Genomic DNA, 19,753 nt, shown 5'->3' on the forward strand with positions numbered 1-19,753 from the left:
CACATTCCTGCTTAATCCCGACTCTTTATAACTAATAATATGCCTTTACTGAATGAATAAGTACACTTTTTTTCAACACACTCATTCGAAACCGTAAACGAGGATCCAAATGTTATCGTTTCAGCGTTAAGGTTATATCGGAAACCTTCTAATGTTAAGTCTTCTACTTGCTCGGTAATGGAAAGGAAAGAAACATAAGGGTACTGTTGCTCTTTTTCAATAGAATAAACACCTGGATAATGAAGCGACAGTTGATTTTGCCGGTCGACCAGTTTGGCTGTAATATTTGCATGAGCAAGCTTCTTGAGCAAGAACATATTTATCCAAGCATGATCTAAGCGGCCGCCTGTCGCACCGAAAATTGATACGTTTTCTGCTTTTAATTCGATGGATTCATCGATGGCTAACTCCAAGTCTGTCGAATCTTTATCTGACGGAAATTGCTTTACCTTTTTTGCATGCGTTTGAATGGTTTCGTACTCGGCTTGGGAAATCGAGTCAAAATCACCGATAGCCAAATCAATTTCCATCCGATGGCTTGCTAGATAAAGAGCTCCGTGATCGACGCCGATCCAATAATTGATCCAAGGATAATCATTCAAATTTGGAATCTTTTCTATTGGTCCACCAGCAACAATTCCGATTTGCAGTGAGTCACTCATTAAAAATCACAACGATTCTTTAATGGCTTTAATGGCTTCTATGCGGTTATCCTTGTTAAAAATGGCGCTGCCCGCGACCAAAACATCAGCACCTGCATCGATGCATTGCTTAGCAGTTTCTTGATTAACGCCACCGTCGACTTCGATTTCATATGAGTAACCGTGCTCAGAACGTAGGTCAAAAAGCTGCTTGATTTTATTCAGTCCGCTCGGAATAAATGACTGGCCTCCAAAACCTGGATTGACCGTCATGACCAATACGAGGTCCACGTCTTCCAGTACGTATTCAATCGATTCAACCGGAGTCGCTGGGTTAATGACGACACCCGCTTTGACACCTGCTTGTTTAATTTGTTGCACGACTCGGTGAAGGTGTGGGCAAGCTTCTTGATGCACCGTGATAATATCGGCACCAGCATCAACGAAAGCTTGGATATAATGTTCTGGATTTTCAATCATTAAGTGCACATCTAATGGTAAATCGGTAACTGGTCGAATGGCATCCACAATCAGTGGTCCGATCGTGATGTTCGGCACGAAATGACCGTCCATCACATCAACGTGAATATAATCTACCGCAGACTCTACTTCTTTAATCTCTTCCCCTAATTTAGCAAAATCTGCTGAAAGAATAGAAGGTGCTATTTTAACCATAGTTCAATACCTCGGCTTTCTGGAATTAATTTCTTCATAAAAAGTTTTGTAGTGTTTATATCTAAACGCAGGAATATCTCCTGCATCCACTGCAGCTTTCACTGCACATTTAGGCTCTTTCATATGCATACAGCCTCGAAACTTGCAATGGTCTTGTAGTTCAACGAATTCTGGAAAACAATAACGTAATTCATCTAATTCAATCTCAGAGAAATCGAGTGAACTGAATCCAGGCGTATCAGCAATTAACCCGCCAGCAATTGAAAACAATTCTACATGTCTTGTCGTATGCTTACCGCGACCGAGGCTTTTCGATATATCTCCCGTTTCCAATTGCAAGGATAGATCAAGCACATTTAAAAGAGTGGATTTACCGACACCGGATTGCCCAGCAATGACACTGATTTTGTCTGCAAGATAAGGCTGGATTGCTTCATAGATGGTATTGGCTGGATCATTCTTTGAAAACGCCAATAAATCATAACCAAGTGAACGATAATCACTCATATATTGCTCAATTGATTCCTGTTTCGACTCTTTGACTAAGTCGGTTTTCGTTAATATGATTAGCGGTTTGATTTCTTTATGCTCAATAAGAACTAAAAATCGATCTAGCAACAGTGGGCTAAAGTCTGGCTCGGCAAGTGAGTTGACGATGATCGCTTGATCGATATTAGCAACTGGTGGACGGATTAACTCATTGACGCGCTCATCAACAGAAACGATTGTCCCTTTACCATCCGCTTGAACTTCGACTTTCACTCGATCACCAACAAGAGGTGTGATTTTTTGCATTCTGAATAATCCTCTTCCTTTACACTCAATCAGCTCGTCTCCGGAAAGTACGTAATAAAAGCCACTCAATGCTTTAATGATTCTACCTTCCTTCATCTGTTCACCCTTTCTTTATTCCTCATAGGGAACCGACTCTTCGATATACGTTTCCCCATCTCTTACTACACGGTAACTGGCCATTTCTTCCGGATTGATCGTTAACTCAATCTCATATGTCGTATCCGCATAAATTGTTTCTTTATGAAATACATTATTCATATTTCTCTCGGCATCTCCGATGTAAATGACGACTTCCTGTCCAACAGGTTCATCTGGAGAATTATTTTCATCCGCTTGACTGTTTTCATCTTGGTTATTCTCATCATTATTTGTAGGCTGTTCATCCGCAGGTGGATCGTATACAACTTCAAAAGTCTCCGTCTTTGTTACTGGTTTTAAATCCGGTCCTTTTGAGACGATCACACGCAACTCATCCCCTTCTTCGAGCTCTGTATTCGGACTAGGGTTCTGTTGCATAACTCTTCCCTCACGTACATCATCTGAAAACTCTTCCTCGGTCACTAAAGATAAATTATTTGTTTTTGCATAGTCTTGTACATCCTCAAGTGACCATCCTTCCACGGATTGAAGGCTTATAGTCGGTGGTCCATTACTGACGTCAAAAATGACCCGTGTATTTTCTGGGATGATCGCTTCACCTGGTTCTGGTTGAATTTGCGCAATAATTTCACCTTCTGGTTGATCAGAATCCTTTTTATAGCCGATGACTTCCTGGTAACCGTTGTTTTCAAGGAATTTTTTTGTTTGGTCAAAAGAGCTACCGACATAATCGGGAAAATCAATTTTTTCTTGCCCCATACTTGTCACTATAGTGACCGTTGCGCCTTCCTTCACCGTGTTACCTGCACGTGGTGAGGTTTTTACAACTAAGTCCTCTTCAATCTCTTCATCATAAACCGATTCTCGCTCAACTTCTAAGCCTAGTTCAGTCAATTCGCTGAAAGCTTCTTCATACGTTTTTCCAGAAACCTCTGGAATTTCGATGTCATCAGGAATCAACATCTTCGGTAGCACAAAAAGCGCAATTATTGCTGCGATTAGAACGAGTGCACTGAAAGAAATTAAAAAAACCATCCATTTCTTTGATTTTTTATTTGGTTTGTCTTTTGCTTGTTGTTCTGCTTTGACGACTGTTGGGTCATTCTCATCGTCAAGTTTCATATTGGGTGGAATCGCCGGCATGACTTTTGTATCTTCTCCCTCTTCTTTTGGAGGGATAAATCGTTCCTCCTCCTGGCGGTCCAGATCCAATACCGTTTCCAAATCCCTTTGCATTTCATCGATCGATTGATAACGATGAAGTGGATTTTTCGTCGTTGCTTTTAACACCACATTTTCAAGACTCTGAGGCACACTCGGTTGAAAACTTCTCACATATGGTGTCTCCGTTTGCATATGTTTCAATGCCACAGATACAGCTGATTCTCCTGAAAAAGGTAATCTGCCGGTCAACAATTCAAACAATACAATTCCCAGTGAATAAATATCTGATTTCTTTGTTGCCGTTCCACCTCTTGCTTGTTCGGGTGATAAATAATGAACAGAGCCAATGACATCATTCGTTTTTGTCAGTTGCGTTGAGCTAAGTGCCCGTGCAATGCCAAAGTCCGTAATTTTCACATTGCCATACTGATTCATTAAGATATTCTGTGGCTTTACATCACGGTGGATAATGCCGTTTCTGTGTGCATGAGATAATGCGGATGTCAGTTGTAGCATAATCGCAACAGCATCTGAGGCAGATAATGGTCCATGATATTGAATATGTTCCTTTAACGTATCTCCCTCAACATATTCCATGACCATATAGTAAATATTATTTTCTTCGCCTACATCAAATATATTGACGATATGATCATTGGATAGACTGATGGCAGATTCCGCTTCTCTTCTGAATCGTTCGATAAATTCATGGTTGTTGGAGTACTCCATCTTCAAGACCTTAATGGCAACTTCCCTATTCAGAATTAAATCTTCACCAAGATAGACATCTGCCATTCCGCCGCCACCAATGGTTCGTAAAATTTTATACCGTTCATTTAAGATTTTTCCTGTTAACACGTTGAAACACCTTCTTCGTCCCCGTCATCTACCCATAGCACCAAAGATATGTTATCTTCGCCGCCACGATCATTTGCCAGTTGAATCAGTTTTTCTAGCTTTTCTTCGTGTCCGAGATCTTGCAAGATTATTTCTTGAATCTCTTCCTCGGAAACTTTGTTGGATAACCCATCCGTACATAAAAAGAGATAGGATTCGTCTGCTTCGAGTGAAAAACTAAGCAATTGAACATTCAGTGATTCTTCTGTTCCTACTGCTTGGGTTAAAACATTTTTTTTCGGATGAACTTCAGCTTCTTCGATTGTCAATTGTCCACTTCGAACTAACTCATGAACGAAAGAATGGTCTTCCGTTTGCTGAACAATTTGTTCGCGATTTACTGTATATAGTCTGCTATCACCAATATGTCCAACTGCAACTTCCCTATTTAAGATAACGGCAGCTGTCAAGGTAGTCCCCATTCCTTCACAATCTTCATTTTCATTGGAATAGGCAAGGATTTCTTGATTGGCCTCTTGGATTGTTTGCTGTAACCAAGACTGCGCGTCTTCAATAGATGAAAACGTTGATGTTTCATCCCATCTTTTATGTAACTGGGATATGGCCATTTGACTAGCCACATCACCAGCATTGTGTCCACCCATTCCATCGGCAATCACGGTAAGAAGTTGGCCTGAAGGATGCTTGAAAACACCGCCCGCATCCTCGTTGATCGGGCGTACTTTTCCTCGGTCTGATTTAAAATATGCAGTCATTTCTGCACCTCATTTCTTCAAATCTTCCTTTATTTCTTTCGTTTAATTCGCGTCATAAAGAAACCATCGGCATCAAAATCATGAGGAAATAGTTGTAAACCATAGGGTGTTAAGCCGGATAATTCTTTACACGACTCAGGCAATTCATCAAAAAATGATTGATCGATTTCAAATTCATCCATTTCTTTCAGAACTTGCGCGATCAGCTTATCATTTTCTTGCCGGTCGACCGTACAAGTACTATAAACAAGTTTACCATCCTGATTCAATAAAGGTAGCACTGCATGTAGCAGTTCTTTTTGAATCTTGGCTAGTGATAAAATATCTTCTTCCTTCTTGGCATATTTAATATCCGGTTTACTCCGCAGGACACCAAGACCAGAACATGGTGCATCCAAAAGGATCCGATCAAACGTAAAGTTTTCAAATCGATTCATTAATTGTCGGCTATCCATTGCACCTGTTTTAATGATTGATAAATCTAGTTGTTTAGCTCTTTCTGCTACTAACTTCACCTTCTTTTCATGTAAATCATATGCATGGATGCTGCCTTCATTATTCATTTTTTCAGCCATGTGCGTCGTTTTTCCACCTGGAGCACTGCAAGCATCTAGTACAGTCATACCCGGTTCAGGATTTACCATTTCGGATACGAGCATAGAAGTTTCATCTTGGATTGTTAATTGGTCAGGAAATAAGTGACTGTTTAGTACATTTCCCGACGTAACGACTAGCCCTTGTTCAGACAATTGTGAAGGTCTCGTTTCAATAGCTTCTTTTGAAAGGAATGACTGAGCTTTTTCCCTTGTCGTTCGCAATGGATGCACACGCACGGAAACATTTTTACGGTCGATATTAGACCAACACATTTTTTCTGTTATCTCATATCCATATGAATCAACCCAGCGTTTCACTAACCATGCTGGGTGACTTGTTTGGATAGAAAGTCTTTTCACGGGGTCTTGAATATTATTGATATCTGGCGGCCCTTGACGTTGCAAGTTTCTCAACACACCATTAACAAATCCAGAAATCCCTTTATGTCCACGTCGTTTAGAAATGTTTACAGCTTCATTGATGACTGCATGGTCAGGGATTCTGTCCAAATAGATCATTTGATAAAACGACAACATGAGCAACCATGAAACCCATGAATCCATTTTTTTGTTCTTTGTAAAATGATTGATGAAATATTCAAGCGTCAATTTTCGTTGTAAACTCCCGTAAACAAGCTCTGTCATTAAATTTTTATCTTCCTGACTAAGCTGATTCTTTTGTATCGCTTGATTGATCAATAAGTGGCTGAAACCACCTTGGTCGCCAACTTTCATCAATAAATCGAGCGAAACCTCTCGTACGTTTTTCATCCTATCATCCTAACTGCTCACCTACTGTGAAGTAATTCTTACTGCCACGCAAAAAGTCTTCAGTTTTCATCCGTTTCTTTCCTGCAGGCTGAATCTCTGTAATATTCAGTTGTTTTCCATCAACTGTTCCGATAATTAAACCATCATCAACCCGGAGGATTTCTCCTGGTTTTCCACTTGAGGGTTGTTCGACCTTCTCCGCCCACCAAACTTTAATTGTTTGGTCTTTGTAAGTCGTATACGCAACTGGCCATGGGTGCAGTCCACGGATATGGTTATAGATTTCCTCTTGACTTTTTTGCCAATCAATTTTTTCTTCATCTCGTTTAATGGTGTATGCATATGTTGCTTGTCCATGATCTTGAGGGATTGCGTTAACTTCATTTCCAAAAATTTCTGGCAGTGTTTTTTTCAATAAGCCTGCTCCTACAGTCGATAATTTATCATGAAGACTTCCGGTATGATCGTTTTCTTCGATCCGAATAGCTTCTTGACTAATCATATCTCCTGTATCCATTCCTTCTGCCATATACATAATGGTTACGCCTGTTTCCTTCTTGCCTTGCATGATGGCGTAGTGAATCGGTGCGCCTCCACGTAACTCAGGGAGCAAGGAAGCATGGACATTAATACATCCAAAAGGTGGTACATCCAATAATTCCTTCGGTAAAATTTGGCCATAGGCAGCTGTAACGATAAGGTCCGGTTCATAATGTAAAATTTCTTCATAATCCGTTCGAATCTTTTTCGGTTGAATAACCGGCAGATCACGTTCCAAAGCGAATTCCTTAACAGGCGAAGGGGTCAATCGACGCTTTCTTCCTTTTGGTTTGTCTGGTTGCGTCACGACAGCTACAACCTGGTAATCCGATTCAACCAACATTTTCAATATAGGAACACTGAAATCCGGTGTACCCATAAACACAATTTTTTTCGTCATCGAATACTCCTTTTCCAATCTATTGTTTCTGATTTACATAAAGTAGTATGGATCAAAATCAATCGTCATTTGAAGTTTATTTTGATTCACTTCTCTTTTAAAATGCTCCAATACGCTTCGCAAAGCCTGATCGACTTCTTCTTTTCGCTTATATTTTATCATGCATTGATAACGATAGCGATCTTTAATCCGTAGCATTGGCGATGGGGTTGGGCCTAATAAAATTGACTCTTGCGATAAATTTTTGGCTAACTCATTGGCAAGTTCATTGGCCATTTGGTTCACTTGTACGTGATTTTCATGTGATAAGTTGATCAACACCATAAAATAATACGGTGGATAACCAACCTGTTTTCGAAAGTTCATTTCTCGCTGAAAAAATCCTTCATAATCATATTCACTCGCTAATACAACGGAGTAATGTTCAGGCGTATAGGTCTGGACAACTACTTCTCCAGGAAGTTCATGGCGTCCTGCCCGACCGCTGACCTGTGTCAGTAATTGAAATGAACGTTCACTTGCGCGAAAGTCTGGTAAATGAAGCATTGAATCTGCCGCTATGACACCGACAAGCGTCACATTTTTAAAATCAAGTCCCTTGGCAATCATTTGGGTTCCAAGTAATATATCCGCTTCGCCTCGTCCAAATTGATTCAATAACTTCTCGTGAGCACCTTTTCGCGACGTTGTATCGACATCCATCCGTATAACACGAGCCGTTTCAAACTGGGTATTCAGTGCTTCTTCCACCTTTTGTGTTCCGGTACCGAAAAATCGGATGGCATCACTTTCGCAATTCGGACATGTTTTTGGCATTCTACGTTCAGCATTACAGTAGTGACACTTCAGTTTATGTTGTCTTTGATGATAGGTCATCGAAATATCACAGTGTTCGCATTGTATCGTTTCACCACACTCGCGACACATGACGAATGATGAATAGCCTCTACGATTCAAAAGAAGAACGATCTGTTCATTTTTATCTAGACGATCTTGGATTTTTTCGGTTAATGATTCAGAAAACATCGACCGGTTTCCTTTTTCCAACTCCGTACGCATATCAACGATTTCAATGTTCGGTAGATCTTGTTCGTTTACACGATCTGTTAATTCAAGTAATTTATAAACACCCTTTGATGCCCTGGCATAGGACTCTAACGTCGGTGTTGCACTACCTAAGACAACAGGGCATTGATGAGCACGTCCTCGGTACTTTGCTACTTCACGTGCGTGGTATTTTGGATAATCTTCTTGTTTATAGCTTGTCTCATGTTCTTCATCAATAATAATAATCCCTAAATTCTCAAATGGAGCAAACACAGCTGAACGCGCTCCAACAACAACGCTCACTTCTTTTCGTTGAATTTTCCGCCATTCATCATATTTTTCACCTTGGGATAGCGCACTATGTAAAACAGCAACTTCTCCACCGAAACGCTCCTTGAACCGCGTAACCATTTGCGGTGTTAAGGAGATTTCCGGCACTAACACAATCGCTTCTTTTCCTTCATTGATCACTCGTTCAATTGATTGTAAATAGATTTCTGTCTTCCCACTACCTGTAACACCATGCAATAGAAAAACTTCATGCTTATTTTGATCAATCGATTGGTGAATCGGTTCAATGGCTGCTTGTTGTTGATCGGTGAGAATTAACGGTTTTGTGCGTTCTGTTGTGTCTTTTTGATAAGGATCGCGATAGACTTCTTTTTTTACACGTTTTAAAATCTTTTTTTCAATCAGTTGATCGATTGGTCCCTTGGTTGTTTGGAGCTTCTTAATTAAGTCATTGAGTAAAATAGGCCGAGGATTTTTCGAAAAAAATTCTAAAACTAATCGCTGCTTCTTTGCTTGATTTCCTAAATCTTCAATCGCCTCAAGTAAAACTTGTTCATCAACAGCTAACTCAATATATGTGTCTCTTTTTACACGATTTTTTCCTTTAACGATATACTTAATATCAATAAGTCCTTCTTGAACCATCCGAGTGACTTGGCTCGAAGATATTTGATGTTTTTCCAGTTCTTCAAAAGGAAATACCTCGCGTCCTTCTGCAGCGATTTTCCACAGATCCGGAAGTTCGTCTTCGTCAGCCAGCAACCAAACTTCCTTTTTGTACTTCGCTTTAAAGGCAGCCGGAAGCATCGCCTGCATGGCGGAGATTCGATAGCAAAGAGTTTCTTCTTGTAGCCACTTTGATAGGTCAAGTAATTCTTTTGTCAGGACAGGAATATGATCCATAACGCTAATGATTTTTTTCAACGATTCAAAATCACTTTCACTCGTCAATTCGGTCACAAACCCCATTACTTTTCGTGGTCCAAATGGAACAACGACACGGACTCCTGGCTGTACACTACCTTCTAGATTTTCAGGAATTTCATAATCAAATAAAGAATCGATTGCTGCAGCTGCAACATCGATGACGACTTTTGCTACCGCCATGCTTATTCCTCCGTCATTTTTCGATTAACTAACTGCATCAGTTCCTCGGCAATCTCTTTTTTTGTTGCATAAGGAATTCGATGCTCTTCTCCGTCTTTTGAATAAAAAACAACTTCATTGTGATCGGATTGGAATCCTTTCTGAAAACCAATTTCATTGATAACAATTGCGTCGAGTTGCTTTCGTTTTAATTTTTCTTGCCCATACGCCAGCGGATTTTCTGATTCTGCCGCAAAACCAACCAAATATTGATTCGATTTTTCTTCACCTAACGTCGCCAAGATATCTTTTGTTCGTTCGAGCTCGATGATAAGGTCGCCTTCTTTTTTCTTCATTTTCTGATCAGACGTTTGTTTTGGCCGATAATCTGCAACCGCTGCTGACTTAATCACTAAATCCTGTTCGTGGAATTCTTTCATTACTGCTTGATACATCTCATCCGCTGACTGAACGTCAATTGTACGGACACCTGCAATTTTTTCTAAAGACACAGGTCCGGAAATGAGCGTAACATCAGCCCCTAGATCTTTTGCCGCTTGAGCTAAGGCATAGCCCATCTTTCCTGATGAGTGATTCGTAAAAAACCTGACCGGATCGATGATTTCTTGTGTAGGTCCGGCTGTAATCAGCACTTTTTTACCTTTCATCAATTCTGTCTTTTTTTCATGGTCATTAATCACTTCAATGATTCGTTCAGGCTCTTCTAAACGACCTTTTCCTACATAACCACATGCCAAATAGCCATCCCCCGGTTCAATAAAACGGTAGTCCATTTTTTCAAGTTCAATCAAGTTCTTTTTAACAGATGGGTGAGCATACATATGAACATTCATCGCAGGTGCGACATAAACGGGTGACGTTGCTGCCAATAATGTGGTCGTCAACATATCATCTGCCAGACCATTCGCTATTCTACCCAGTAAATGGGCAGTTGCCGGTGCCAAAATAATGAGATCTGACCAGTCTGCCAAATCGATATGGGCAATTTTTTCTGGATTTTTTTCATCAAATGCATCCGTGTAAACTGGATTTCTCGACAATGCTTGGAAGGTAAGTGGTTGAACAAATTCTGTCGCGCCTTCTGTCATAATCACTTTTACATTCGCTCCCTGTTGGACTAACTTACTTGTTAGCGCACAAGCTTTATAGGCAGCGATCCCACCAGAGACACCTAATACAACATTTTTTCCATTTAACATATGATAACCTCCGTCAATTAGGATGGATTAAGGCTTTCGTATTATTTCGTTTCATCGTTCGTGACATATACTTTTAAAAACCATATATATCCATGCTTACTATGTTAACGTTTTCGATGTGTGGAAGAAAAGAAAACCTGATTAACCAACGGTGCTTTTATATAAACTATTACAATTATACGTGAATCGAATATCTGTTTCCACTAGATGATACTTGGACAAGAAAAACCCGACTTCTCTTGTAAATGAGAAGTCGGGTCTTTTCTTAGTCTTGCTGTTTGATTGCCAATTTTTCATCTAGAATTTCTTCTAGTGCAACTCCGACCAACTTTTTGGATGTCGGTTGCTCAAGCATATGGTTTTCTTTTTCATGAAGTTCTCTTGCACGTTTAGCGGCAATCGTGACGATTGCATATTTGGAATCGATTTTTTTCAATAAGTTATCTACAGATGGTTCGAGCATTACAAATCCACCCTTCCTAATGCTTTTTTATATTGTTTGGAGACTCGCTCTCTTTTACAATGTTCACTCACGACAATTGACTGAATGCGTGAAACAGCCTTCTTAACTTGATCATTGACGACGACATAATCATATTCATCCATCATGTCAATTTCTTTTTTTGCTTCAAGCAAGCGGTTTTTAACCAAGTTTTCCGTCTCAGTACCGCGATCGATAATTCTGTTTTTTAGTTCTTCCAAACTTGGTGGAAACAAAAAGATAAAGACACCTTCAGGAAAGTTTTTCTTCACCTGCATGGCACCTTGCACTTCAATTTCTAAAAATACATCCTTACCCTCTTTAAGTGTTTCTTCCACATAAGCTTTTGGGGTTCCATAATAATTTCCTACATACTCAGCATACTCAATTAATTCATTTTGCTCAATCATTTCCTCGACATCTTCTTTACTCTTAAAGAAGTAATCGACACCGTTTTCCTCACCGACGCGCGGCTTACGGGTTGTAACGGAAATTGAATACTGCAATGCGGGATCTTGTTCAAATAAAGCTTTTCTGACCGTTCCTTTTCCTACACCGGATGGACCGGATAGAATAAACAGGATTCCTTTTTCATCTTCCACAAACGTTCCTCCTAATTATCTCCGTTCATATCGTCATTATCAATTCGGCCACCGACTGTTTCTGGCTGAACAGCAGATAGAATCACATGGTCACTATCTGTAACGATAACCGCTCTTGTCCGGCGGCCATAAGTTGCATCGACAAGTTTATTTTCATCTCTTGCTACAGTAATAATTCGTTTAATTGGAGCCGACTCTGGTGAAACAATGGAAATGATTCGGTTTGCTGATACAACATTTCCAAATCCAATATTAATCAGTTTCAAATTCATTCTCTACTCCCCTAACTAGTTCAGTACATACTCTTTTATTTTTTGTGAATACACCTATTATACGCTAAAAACAACTGAAAACTCAAATTCTATTCGATATTTTGTACTTGTTCTTTGATTTTCTCTATTTCACTCTTCATTTCAACAGCTACTCGGCTAACTTCCGAGAGAATTGATTTTGAAGCGATGGTATTTACTTCTCTCAATAATTCTTGTGCAATGAAATCAAGCTTACGACCAATGGAATCATTCTTTTTTACTGTTTCTAAAAATTGATCCATGTGCGAGTGAAGTCGTGTCAACTCTTCTGCTATATCTGCTTTTTCTATTTGAATAGCGGCTTCTTGAACAATTCGCTCTTCATCAATTCCTTTTCCATCAAGCATCGTTTCCAACTTCTCTTTTATGGAATTGAATTGTTGTGTTTCCATCGACTTAACATGCTTTTCCAATTGAGCTGTATAGCTTTTCAACAAGCGAATGCGGCTATGAAAATCATTTTGAATCGCTTCCCCTTCAACGGTCCGCATCTCAACCACTTGTTCTAAAGCTTTTTGTAGTCCGTCTTTGATTATTTCAAATAACTGTTCATCCAAATGATCAGGTTCTTCGATATAGAATAAATCTTCCATCGATAGAATGTGTTCAATCGATAAAGACCCTTGTACATTCCCCTTTTCTTGAAGCGCATTGATATTGTTTAAATATTGTTCAAACACATCCCAATCAACCTGCATTTTTTTATCCGTCAGTTGTTCTCCGGCACAAGAAATATAGACATCGACTCTTCCTCTTTTTAGTTGGCCTTTCATTTGTTTTTTTAATTCATTTTCATACGGATAAAGCTCTCGTGGAATTTTACATGAAATATCTAAATATCGATGATTGACTGTTTTCACTTCGATGGTGATTTGCCTTTTTTGATCATGTGAAACATAGCGACCATAACCTGTCATACTCTTAATCATTTGAATCACCTTACCTTTTTCATCTCTTATTATTCTTGCACTATTGAAAAGTATTTTTCAACTGTTTCGAGTGATTGTTTGATTTTATAATCTTGCAATTGAATGATTTATACAGAAATAATATTTTTGTTTATAAAGCATCACACATTCTATTGAGTCTGTGTTCATGATACACTATTGAAAGAAATGAGGTGTTTTTATGCCATTAGATGGAATCGTCACTTATGCGTTAGTCAACGATCTATCAACAGAATTAGTCACTGGACGTATGACAAAGATTCATCAGCCAACCGACCATGAATTAATCATTACCGTTCGAAAAAATGGTCAGAACAAAAATTTATTACTCTCTGTGCATCCGAATTATGCTCGGGTTCATTTAACAAGTGAGAAATATACCAATCCTAAAGAACCACCATTATTCTGTATGGTATTAAGAAAATATTTAGGCTCAGGTTTTATTAAATCCGTTGAGCAAATTAGTATGGAACGAATCATCCGAATTAGAGTAACGAGCAAAGATGAAATCGGTGATTCGTTGGATTATGATTTGTATATTGAATTAATGGGCAAGCATAGCCATATCGTGCTAGTTGATCCAAGTAGAAATGTAATCCTTGAATCCATGAAACATATTGGTTTCTCTCAAAATCGATACCGGGCACTGTTACCTGGCCAAACGTACATTTTTCCACCTGAACAAGGTAAGATCAATCCATTAGAGCTTGACCCAACAGAGTTTGTCAAAAAGCTAGACTTTAATACAGGTAAAATTGATCGACAAATCCTATCTATTCTGATGGGTGTTTCTCCATTGGTCAGTCAGTCAATTGCAGACCTCGCTTATTTAGGAGATGAAAAGAAATATATTGAAGTGTTTGAACAGTTTCAAACTCAATTAATGGAGAACGATTTTCATCCCCATATAGGTCGTGGCCAAAAAGATGATTTTCATGTGTTGAAAAACGTACAACTTGGAGAACCGACTACCTCATATGAAACAGTCAGTGAAATGCTCGATGCCTTTTACCAAGGAAAAGCTGAACGTGACCGAGTCAAGGGGTTAACACATGACATTATGCGTTTGCTTAAAAATGAGCGCAGTAAAAATGAACGTAAAATAAAAAAACAGCAACAAACATTGAAAAAAGCCGAAGATGCAGAACAGTACCAAAAATTTGGTGAACTACTGACTGCTCATATGCATCTTGTGAAACCTGGCGACAATCAAGTTACAGTCATTGATTACTACGATCCCGATCAAAAAAAGATTACAATCGAGTTAAACCCGAATAAATCTGCCAGTGAGAATGCACAGCAACTGTTTAAACAATATCAAAAACTTAAAAAATCAAAAGAAGTCGTTACAAAAGAAATTGAAAAAGCGAAAGCAGAAATTGATTATTTAGATCGTTTGATCCAACAGCTTGAAGACGCTCGTGAAGAAGATCTGGAAGATATCCGAGCTGAGCTTGAAGATGAAGGCTATTTAAAGAAAAAATCTACGAAAAACAAAAAGAAAAAGAAGAAAGTCATCCGTTTTGATCGTTTTCAAGCAACAGATGGTACGGAGATTTATGTTGGGCGAAACAATAAACAAAACGAATACTTAACGAACCGTCAAGCAGATAAAGAAGATATCTGGTTACACACCAAAGACATACCTGGTTCACACGTCATCATTAAATCAACAAGTCCAAGCGAAGAAACGATTGTAGAAGCTGCGACAATTGCGGCTTTCTACAGCAAATCGAAACACTCTTCCTCTGTTCCGGTAGACTACACGAAAGTGAAGCACGTCCGAAAACCAAATGGCGCAAAACCAGGATACGTCACCTATGACAACCAACAGACGGTTTATGTAACACCTGTTGAAAGCGAAATTGAAAAATTAAGATTGAAAGAATAATAAAACAGGATTCGTTTGTATCCTCATTAAAAAAGTTTTTCAACGCCCGGATGACCGCTCATTGCTATCATTCGGGCGTTTAGGGTCTTGCTATTCAACCGAATATTGAGTCATCATTGTCGTCCGGGCAATTAGGAGCCGCCTATTCGACCGAATACTGAATCATCATTGCCGTTCGGGCGTTTAGTGACCCGCTATTCGACCAAATATTGAATCATCATTGTCGTCCGGGCGTTTAGGAGCCGCCTATTCAACCGAATACTGAATCACCGATGCCGTTCGGGCGATTAGGAGCCGCCTATTCGACCGAATAGTGAACCACCTTTGCCGTTCGGACGTTTAGAGACTCGCTATTCGACCGAATATTGAATCATCGTTGCCATCCGGGCGTTTAGGAGCCGCCTATTCGACCGAATACTGAATCACCACTTTCATTCGGGCGATTAGGAGTGTTTTTTTGTTTAGATCGGATCGCAATCACTCCTAAGGTGAAGTTCACTCGTTTACTTATAAAAAATTCATACTGGGATGCATGTAACTTTTGCATGCATCCCAATATGAATTAAATCATTCAGTAGATTTCCTTATTTTCAACTTGCTTTCATAGTTGATTTATTATTTTCCTCGGATTCGAACATTCCCTCTGTATCTTGAACTTTGTCTCTTCCAGGTAAAATCAGATTCAATATAACTCCAATAATCGCTGCAAGTGCCATTCCTGCAATTTGTACGTTTTCGTTAATTTGAATGAAGGCACCGCCTACACCAATTACAAGAATAACAGAAGAGATAATCAGATTTCGCTTTTTCCCTAGGTCAATATTATTATCAATTAACATTCGTAGTCCACTTGATGCGATAATTCCGAACAGTAGAATCGATACACCGCCCATTACAGGGGTTGGTATTGATTCGATTAAGACAGAAACGAGATCGATAAAGCCAAAGGTGATCGCTAAAACGGCTGCGCCACCGATGACAAACACACTGAATACACGCGTAATTGCCAGAACACCGATGTTTTCTCCGTAAGTCGTATTAGGTGGACCGCCCAATACAGACGCGATCAATGTTGCAACACCATCACCTAAAATGGATTTATGCAATCCTGGATCCTTTAAAAAGTTTCGTTCGGCGATTTTCGATAAGACCATTTGATCCCCGATATGTTCAGTAATCGTCACGAGAGCCACAGGTACCATGATCGCGACAATGGATAGGTTTAATACGTCCATTGGTGCATAATCAACGAACGGAATCAGGAAATCAGGCTTTGCAATCAGTGCTCCAAAAAATTCACCTATGGAGGAACTGGATGTTAACTCATTCCAACTAGCCTGTAAGTTCGTCGTATCAACAACCCCCATAAATAGAGCAAAAACATAGCCACCAACAATTCCAATTAAAATCGGGATTAAGTTAAAGAATCCTTTAAAGTAAATCGATGCAATCACGGTAATTCCGAGCGTTACAAGTGCAATTAATATATAGGTTGTAATGTAATTCCCTTCACCATCATACATGGCCATTTCAATTGCGGTTGGTGCTAAACCCAGCCCGATGACCATAATTACCGGACCGACAACAACAGGTGGCAAAAGATAGAGTAACCAATTTACACCACTTAATGAAATTAACAAGGCAACTAATCCGTATACAATCCCTGCAAGGAATGCACCAACCATCGCTCCAGCCAAGCCATCTGCCATACTTGCAGCGATAATCGGCGCAATAAAAGCAAAACTGGATCCCAAGTATGCTGGTATTCTTCCTTTTGTAATAAAGATATAAGCGAGTGTTCCTAACCCACTAGTAATCAATGCTACGTTCGGTGGCATTTCCGTTAAAAATGGAACGAGGATTGTTGCCCCGAACATGGCGAATATGTGCTGCAAACTAAGGATCAACCATTGATTCCATTTAGGTACATCGTGAATATCTAAAACTTTTTCTTGATTTGACATCGTTTTACCCCTCCGACCTGTAATTTTGACCATAAAAAAACTCTCTGCTGGTCGCAAAGAGGGTAGACGTCATACGGGTCCCGTATACGTTTCCTTATGCGACCTTACCAGCCTCTCTGGACTGAGATTTAAAGGTCATTCATTTTCATTGTTTGAACATTATTTAACCTATTCGTATATACTCACTTCATCTTGCTCATCAACTTCTGACAACTTCACTTTAATCACTTCATTGGTTGAAGTAGGAATATTTTTTCCAACATAATCAGCACGAATCGGTAACTCTCGGTGACCTCGGTCAATCAATACGCCTAATTGAACGGTCTTCGGACGTCCGAGATCAATGATTGCATCCATCGCGGCTCTCACGGTTCGGCCGGTATAAAGCACATCATCAAGTAAAATGACTTTTTTCCCTTGAACTGAAGATGTGATATTCGTCTGGTTCACCGTTGCTTCATCCTGCGTGTCTTTATTCGATAAATCATCTCGGTAAAGTGAAATATCCAATTCTCCTGTTTCGACATCGACACTCTCAATTTCCTTAATTTGTTGCTGAATTCGATTTGCTAAAGGTGTTCCTCTTGTTTTGATGCCAACAAGTAAAAGATCTTCCGTGCCTTTGTTTTTTTCCAAAATTTCATGAGAGATTCGTTTAATTGCTCGAGAAATTGCTGCTTCGTCTAAAATCTTCGTTTTTTCGTTCATTGTTCCTCCCCCCTTTTCCAGCTTACTTTTAATCGAACCTTTGACGGTTTTAGGCATAAAAAAACTCTTTTGCCACAAGATGACAAAAGAGGATTTCTGCACCAACAATATGTGTAGGTTCATCCGTCACCTTGCTAGTCTCTCTGGACCACACTTAAAGGTTCACTTTATTCAATGTTTATTTTACTTGCTTTGAGAAAAAAGTCAAGTCCACCGATCAATTTCCTTTAAAGCCTCTTGAAAAATAGCCGGAGCTTCAGCCGTCACAATGATATTTTCCATCGTAATCGGATGCGTGAATTCTAAGCGTCTGGCATGGAGTGCTTGTCCTTCTGTATTCAATGTTTTTCTTGGTCCATATTTCGGATCTCCTACGATCGGAAAACCGATATATTTAAAGTGTACACGTATTTGGTGCGTTCGACCTGTTTCCAAATCACAAACGACATGTGTATAGTTCGGGAAGCGTTCATGGACCCGGAAATGGGTAATCGCTTCTTTACCATCATCTACGACAGCCATCCTTTTACGATCGCTCGGATCTCTATTGATTGGAGCTTCAATGGTGCCTAATTCATGTTCTATTTCCCCATGAACAATGGCTTGATATTGTCGTTTTACAGTTCGCTCTTTTAACATCGTGGCGAGTTTTTCATGTGTGTCATTTGTTTTTGCCACAACCATTAAGCCACTTGTATCCTTATCCAAACGATGAACGATTCCAGGACGGAATTCTCCGTTTATGTCCGATAGTTTTGTATATGCGATTAATCCGTTCACAAGGGTACCGTTTGAGTGTCCAGCAGCCGGATGAACGACCATCCCTTTCGGCTTGTTGACAACCAAAAGATGTTCATCCTCATATCGGATATCTAAATCCATCGACTCAGGTATTAATTCGAATGCTTCCTCTTCTGGTATTTCCCATTCAATGAAGTCACCTTGCTGACACCTATAATTTGTCTTTGCCTTTTTTCCATTCACCTGTACAAAACCTTCTTTAATCCATGATTGGATTTGGCTTCGTGATTCTTCTGGATTCAAATTCGTCAATAACTTATCCAGTCGAGTTGTATGAAATCTTTCTTCTACTTGAATAGATTGTTTAGCCATTCTTGACCTTCCCTTTTCCACTGTAGTCTTCAAATAAAATGAGAATGATAATTAGAATTACACCGATTGTTAAAGCTGAGTCTGCGATATTGAAAATCGGAAAATTATAACCAAAAATATAAACATCGATGAAGTCGACGACCTCTTGAAATAAAATTCGATCGATGAAATTTCCGATTGCTCCACCTAGAATAAAGCTGAATCCTAATTGTAGCATCGGTTGGTCACGATTCGTTTGGATAAAATAAACTACGACACCGACTACGATAATTGTAACAATATAAAAAAACCACATCTGGCCTTCCAACATTCCCCAGGCTGCCCCACTGTTTCGATGGGAAGTAAAATATAAAAAGTTCGGGATCAATTCTAGTTGCTCACCAATTTCCATTCTGCTCACAACTATATACTTTGTTACTTGATCGATTGCTATTAAAAATAACGCAAGTATGTAGAATTTAAACACACTTATTCGCTCCTTCCACTCTTTGATTGTAGCATAAGAAAACCTTGCATTCGATAAAAATGTGAGTTGCCTGTTAAATAAATGAACCTCAAAGAAGCTTTCGATCGAGTTAGTGAATGAACGCAAAAACAGCATCAACCGAGTAGTCTGTTAATTCGTTTGGTGCCAGTGTTTTTTTAAAGAGGGGTACAAGAAGCAGATGATCGTGAAAATAGGCGTTACGAAAGGTTTGTAGATATACATTGAAGGATCGTGAATTAACCCTGAAGGTTCGTGAATTAACACTGAAGATTCACAAATTAACCCTGAAGCCACTCGAATTAACCCTGAAG

At 39.4% G+C, this 19,753-nt stretch carries 18 protein-coding genes; 1 reads left to right on the plus strand and 17 read right to left on the minus strand.

Annotation, left to right across the window (positions count from 1 at the left end; translation table 11 throughout):
- Positions 1 to 11 precede the first annotated feature (11 nt).
- From FPQ10_RS02190 to FPQ10_RS02250, 13 genes are all read right to left on the minus strand, one after another.
- Positions 12 to 662 (minus strand): thiamine diphosphokinase, encoded by a 651-nt coding sequence (locus tag FPQ10_RS02190; RefSeq protein WP_144159543.1) that lies wholly within the window; start codon positions 660 to 662, stop codon positions 12 to 14.
- A 6-nt stretch (positions 663 to 668) separates the two neighbouring features.
- A complete protein-coding gene (gene rpe / locus FPQ10_RS02195) occupies positions 669 to 1,316 on the minus strand; it encodes a ribulose-phosphate 3-epimerase (protein WP_144159546.1) in 648 nt (215 codons plus the stop codon).
- 3 nt (positions 1,317 to 1,319) lie between these two features.
- Positions 1,320 to 2,207 (minus strand): ribosome small subunit-dependent GTPase A, encoded by an 888-nt coding sequence (rsgA, locus tag FPQ10_RS02200; protein ID WP_144159549.1) that lies wholly within the window; start codon positions 2,205 to 2,207, stop codon positions 1,320 to 1,322.
- Between the two features lie 15 nt (positions 2,208 to 2,222).
- A complete protein-coding gene (gene pknB, locus FPQ10_RS02205; RefSeq protein WP_144159552.1) occupies positions 2,223 to 4,232 on the minus strand; it encodes a Stk1 family PASTA domain-containing Ser/Thr kinase in 2,010 nt (669 codons plus the stop codon).
- On the minus strand, positions 4,226 to 4,987 hold the full coding sequence (locus FPQ10_RS02210) for a Stp1/IreP family PP2C-type Ser/Thr phosphatase (protein ID WP_144159555.1): 762 nt from the start codon (positions 4,985 to 4,987) through the stop codon (positions 4,226 to 4,228). The genes pknB and FPQ10_RS02210 overlap by 7 nt, the downstream gene beginning before the upstream one ends.
- Before the next feature lie 29 nt (positions 4,988 to 5,016).
- Complete coding sequence (rsmB, locus tag FPQ10_RS02215) at positions 5,017 to 6,354, minus strand: 16S rRNA (cytosine(967)-C(5))-methyltransferase RsmB (protein ID WP_144159558.1); 1,338 nt, start codon at positions 6,352 to 6,354, stop codon at positions 5,017 to 5,019.
- A 4-nt stretch (positions 6,355 to 6,358) separates the two neighbouring features.
- Positions 6,359 to 7,294, minus strand: coding sequence for a methionyl-tRNA formyltransferase (gene fmt, locus FPQ10_RS02220; protein WP_144159561.1), 936 nt, complete (start codon positions 7,292 to 7,294; stop codon positions 6,359 to 6,361).
- 33 nt (positions 7,295 to 7,327) lie between these two features.
- A complete protein-coding gene (gene priA / locus FPQ10_RS02225) occupies positions 7,328 to 9,739 on the minus strand; it encodes a primosomal protein N' (RefSeq protein ID WP_144159564.1) in 2,412 nt (803 codons plus the stop codon).
- A gap of 2 nt (positions 9,740 to 9,741) precedes the next feature.
- Positions 9,742 to 10,938 carry a bifunctional phosphopantothenoylcysteine decarboxylase/phosphopantothenate--cysteine ligase CoaBC gene (coaBC, locus tag FPQ10_RS02230; protein WP_144159567.1) on the minus strand — a complete coding sequence of 399 codons (1,197 nt, stop codon included), beginning with the start codon at positions 10,936 to 10,938 and terminating at the stop codon, positions 9,742 to 9,744.
- A 265-nt stretch (positions 10,939 to 11,203) separates the two neighbouring features.
- Complete coding sequence (rpoZ, locus tag FPQ10_RS02235; RefSeq protein ID WP_144159570.1) at positions 11,204 to 11,401, minus strand: DNA-directed RNA polymerase subunit omega; 198 nt, start codon at positions 11,399 to 11,401, stop codon at positions 11,204 to 11,206.
- Positions 11,401 to 12,021 (minus strand): guanylate kinase, encoded by a 621-nt coding sequence (gmk, locus tag FPQ10_RS02240; protein ID WP_144159573.1) that lies wholly within the window; start codon positions 12,019 to 12,021, stop codon positions 11,401 to 11,403. Before gmk ends, rpoZ begins: the two co-directional genes overlap by 1 nt.
- A gap of 11 nt (positions 12,022 to 12,032) precedes the next feature.
- A complete protein-coding gene (gene remA / locus FPQ10_RS02245) occupies positions 12,033 to 12,293 on the minus strand; it encodes an extracellular matrix/biofilm regulator RemA (protein ID WP_144087676.1) in 261 nt (86 codons plus the stop codon).
- An 89-nt stretch (positions 12,294 to 12,382) separates the two neighbouring features.
- On the minus strand, positions 12,383 to 13,261 hold the full coding sequence (locus tag FPQ10_RS02250; RefSeq protein ID WP_144159576.1) for a YicC/YloC family endoribonuclease: 879 nt from the start codon (positions 13,259 to 13,261) through the stop codon (positions 12,383 to 12,385).
- A 199-nt stretch (positions 13,262 to 13,460) separates the two neighbouring features.
- Here FPQ10_RS02250 and FPQ10_RS02255 point away from each other — a divergent pair, with 199 nt between their 5' ends.
- A complete protein-coding gene (locus FPQ10_RS02255) occupies positions 13,461 to 15,170 on the plus strand; it encodes an Rqc2 family fibronectin-binding protein (RefSeq protein WP_144159578.1) in 1,710 nt (569 codons plus the stop codon).
- Positions 15,171 to 15,760: 590 nt separating this feature from the next.
- Here the strand turns inward: FPQ10_RS02255 and FPQ10_RS02260 are convergent.
- From FPQ10_RS02260 to lspA, 4 genes are all read right to left on the minus strand, one after another.
- On the minus strand, positions 15,761 to 17,134 hold the full coding sequence (locus tag FPQ10_RS02260; RefSeq protein ID WP_144159581.1) for a uracil-xanthine permease family protein: 1,374 nt from the start codon (positions 17,132 to 17,134) through the stop codon (positions 15,761 to 15,763).
- 168 nt (positions 17,135 to 17,302) lie between these two features.
- Positions 17,303 to 17,842 carry a bifunctional pyr operon transcriptional regulator/uracil phosphoribosyltransferase PyrR gene (gene pyrR, locus FPQ10_RS02265; RefSeq protein WP_144159584.1) on the minus strand — a complete coding sequence of 180 codons (540 nt, stop codon included), beginning with the start codon at positions 17,840 to 17,842 and terminating at the stop codon, positions 17,303 to 17,305.
- 204 nt (positions 17,843 to 18,046) lie between these two features.
- On the minus strand, positions 18,047 to 18,955 hold the full coding sequence (locus tag FPQ10_RS02270; RefSeq protein WP_144159587.1) for an RluA family pseudouridine synthase: 909 nt from the start codon (positions 18,953 to 18,955) through the stop codon (positions 18,047 to 18,049).
- Positions 18,948 to 19,421: a signal peptidase II gene (gene lspA, locus FPQ10_RS02275; protein WP_255439627.1), complete on the minus strand. Its 474-nt coding sequence runs from the start codon at positions 19,419 to 19,421 to the stop codon at positions 18,948 to 18,950. The genes FPQ10_RS02270 and lspA overlap by 8 nt, the downstream gene beginning before the upstream one ends.
- Positions 19,422 to 19,753: the final 332 nt, after the last annotated feature.

The sequence above is a fragment of the Allobacillus sp. SKP2-8 genome (assembly GCF_007559355.1).
GTDB classification, from domain to species: Bacteria; Bacillota; Bacilli; order Bacillales; family Alkalibacillaceae; genus Allobacillus; species Allobacillus halotolerans.

What these genes read in the sequence shown, in the direction of transcription:
- FPQ10_RS02190 (WP_144159543.1), bottom strand. Translation starts at nt 662, where the DNA reads ATGAGTGACTCACTGCAAATCGGAATTGTTGCTGGTGGACCAATAGAA.
- rpe (WP_144159546.1), bottom strand. Translation starts at nt 1,316, where the DNA reads ATGGTTAAAATAGCACCTTCTATTCTTTCAGCAGATTTTGCTAAATTA.
- rsgA (WP_144159549.1), bottom strand. Translation starts at nt 2,207, where the DNA reads ATGAAGGAAGGTAGAATCATTAAAGCATTGAGTGGCTTTTATTACGTA.
- FPQ10_RS02210 (WP_144159555.1), bottom strand. Translation starts at nt 4,987, where the DNA reads ATGACTGCATATTTTAAATCAGACCGAGGAAAAGTACGCCCGATCAAC.
- rsmB (WP_144159558.1), bottom strand. Translation starts at nt 6,354, where the DNA reads ATGAAAAACGTACGAGAGGTTTCGCTCGATTTATTGATGAAAGTTGGC.
- fmt (WP_144159561.1), bottom strand. Translation starts at nt 7,294, where the DNA reads ATGACGAAAAAAATTGTGTTTATGGGTACACCGGATTTCAGTGTTCCT.
- priA (WP_144159564.1), bottom strand. Translation starts at nt 9,739, where the DNA reads ATGGCGGTAGCAAAAGTCGTCATCGATGTTGCAGCTGCAGCAATCGAT.
- coaBC (WP_144159567.1), bottom strand. Translation starts at nt 10,938, where the DNA reads ATGTTAAATGGAAAAAATGTTGTATTAGGTGTCTCTGGTGGGATCGCT.
- rpoZ (WP_144159570.1), bottom strand. Translation starts at nt 11,401, where the DNA reads ATGCTCGAACCATCTGTAGATAACTTATTGAAAAAAATCGATTCCAAA.
- remA (WP_144087676.1), bottom strand. Translation starts at nt 12,293, where the DNA reads ATGAATTTGAAACTGATTAATATTGGATTTGGAAATGTTGTATCAGCA.
- FPQ10_RS02250 (WP_144159576.1), bottom strand. Translation starts at nt 13,261, where the DNA reads ATGATTAAGAGTATGACAGGTTATGGTCGCTATGTTTCACATGATCAA.
- FPQ10_RS02255 (WP_144159578.1), top strand. Translation starts at nt 13,461, where the DNA reads ATGCCATTAGATGGAATCGTCACTTATGCGTTAGTCAACGATCTATCA.
- FPQ10_RS02260 (WP_144159581.1), bottom strand. Translation starts at nt 17,134, where the DNA reads ATGTCAAATCAAGAAAAAGTTTTAGATATTCACGATGTACCTAAATGG.
- pyrR (WP_144159584.1), bottom strand. Translation starts at nt 17,842, where the DNA reads ATGAACGAAAAAACGAAGATTTTAGACGAAGCAGCAATTTCTCGAGCA.
- FPQ10_RS02270 (WP_144159587.1), bottom strand. Translation starts at nt 18,955, where the DNA reads ATGGCTAAACAATCTATTCAAGTAGAAGAAAGATTTCATACAACTCGA.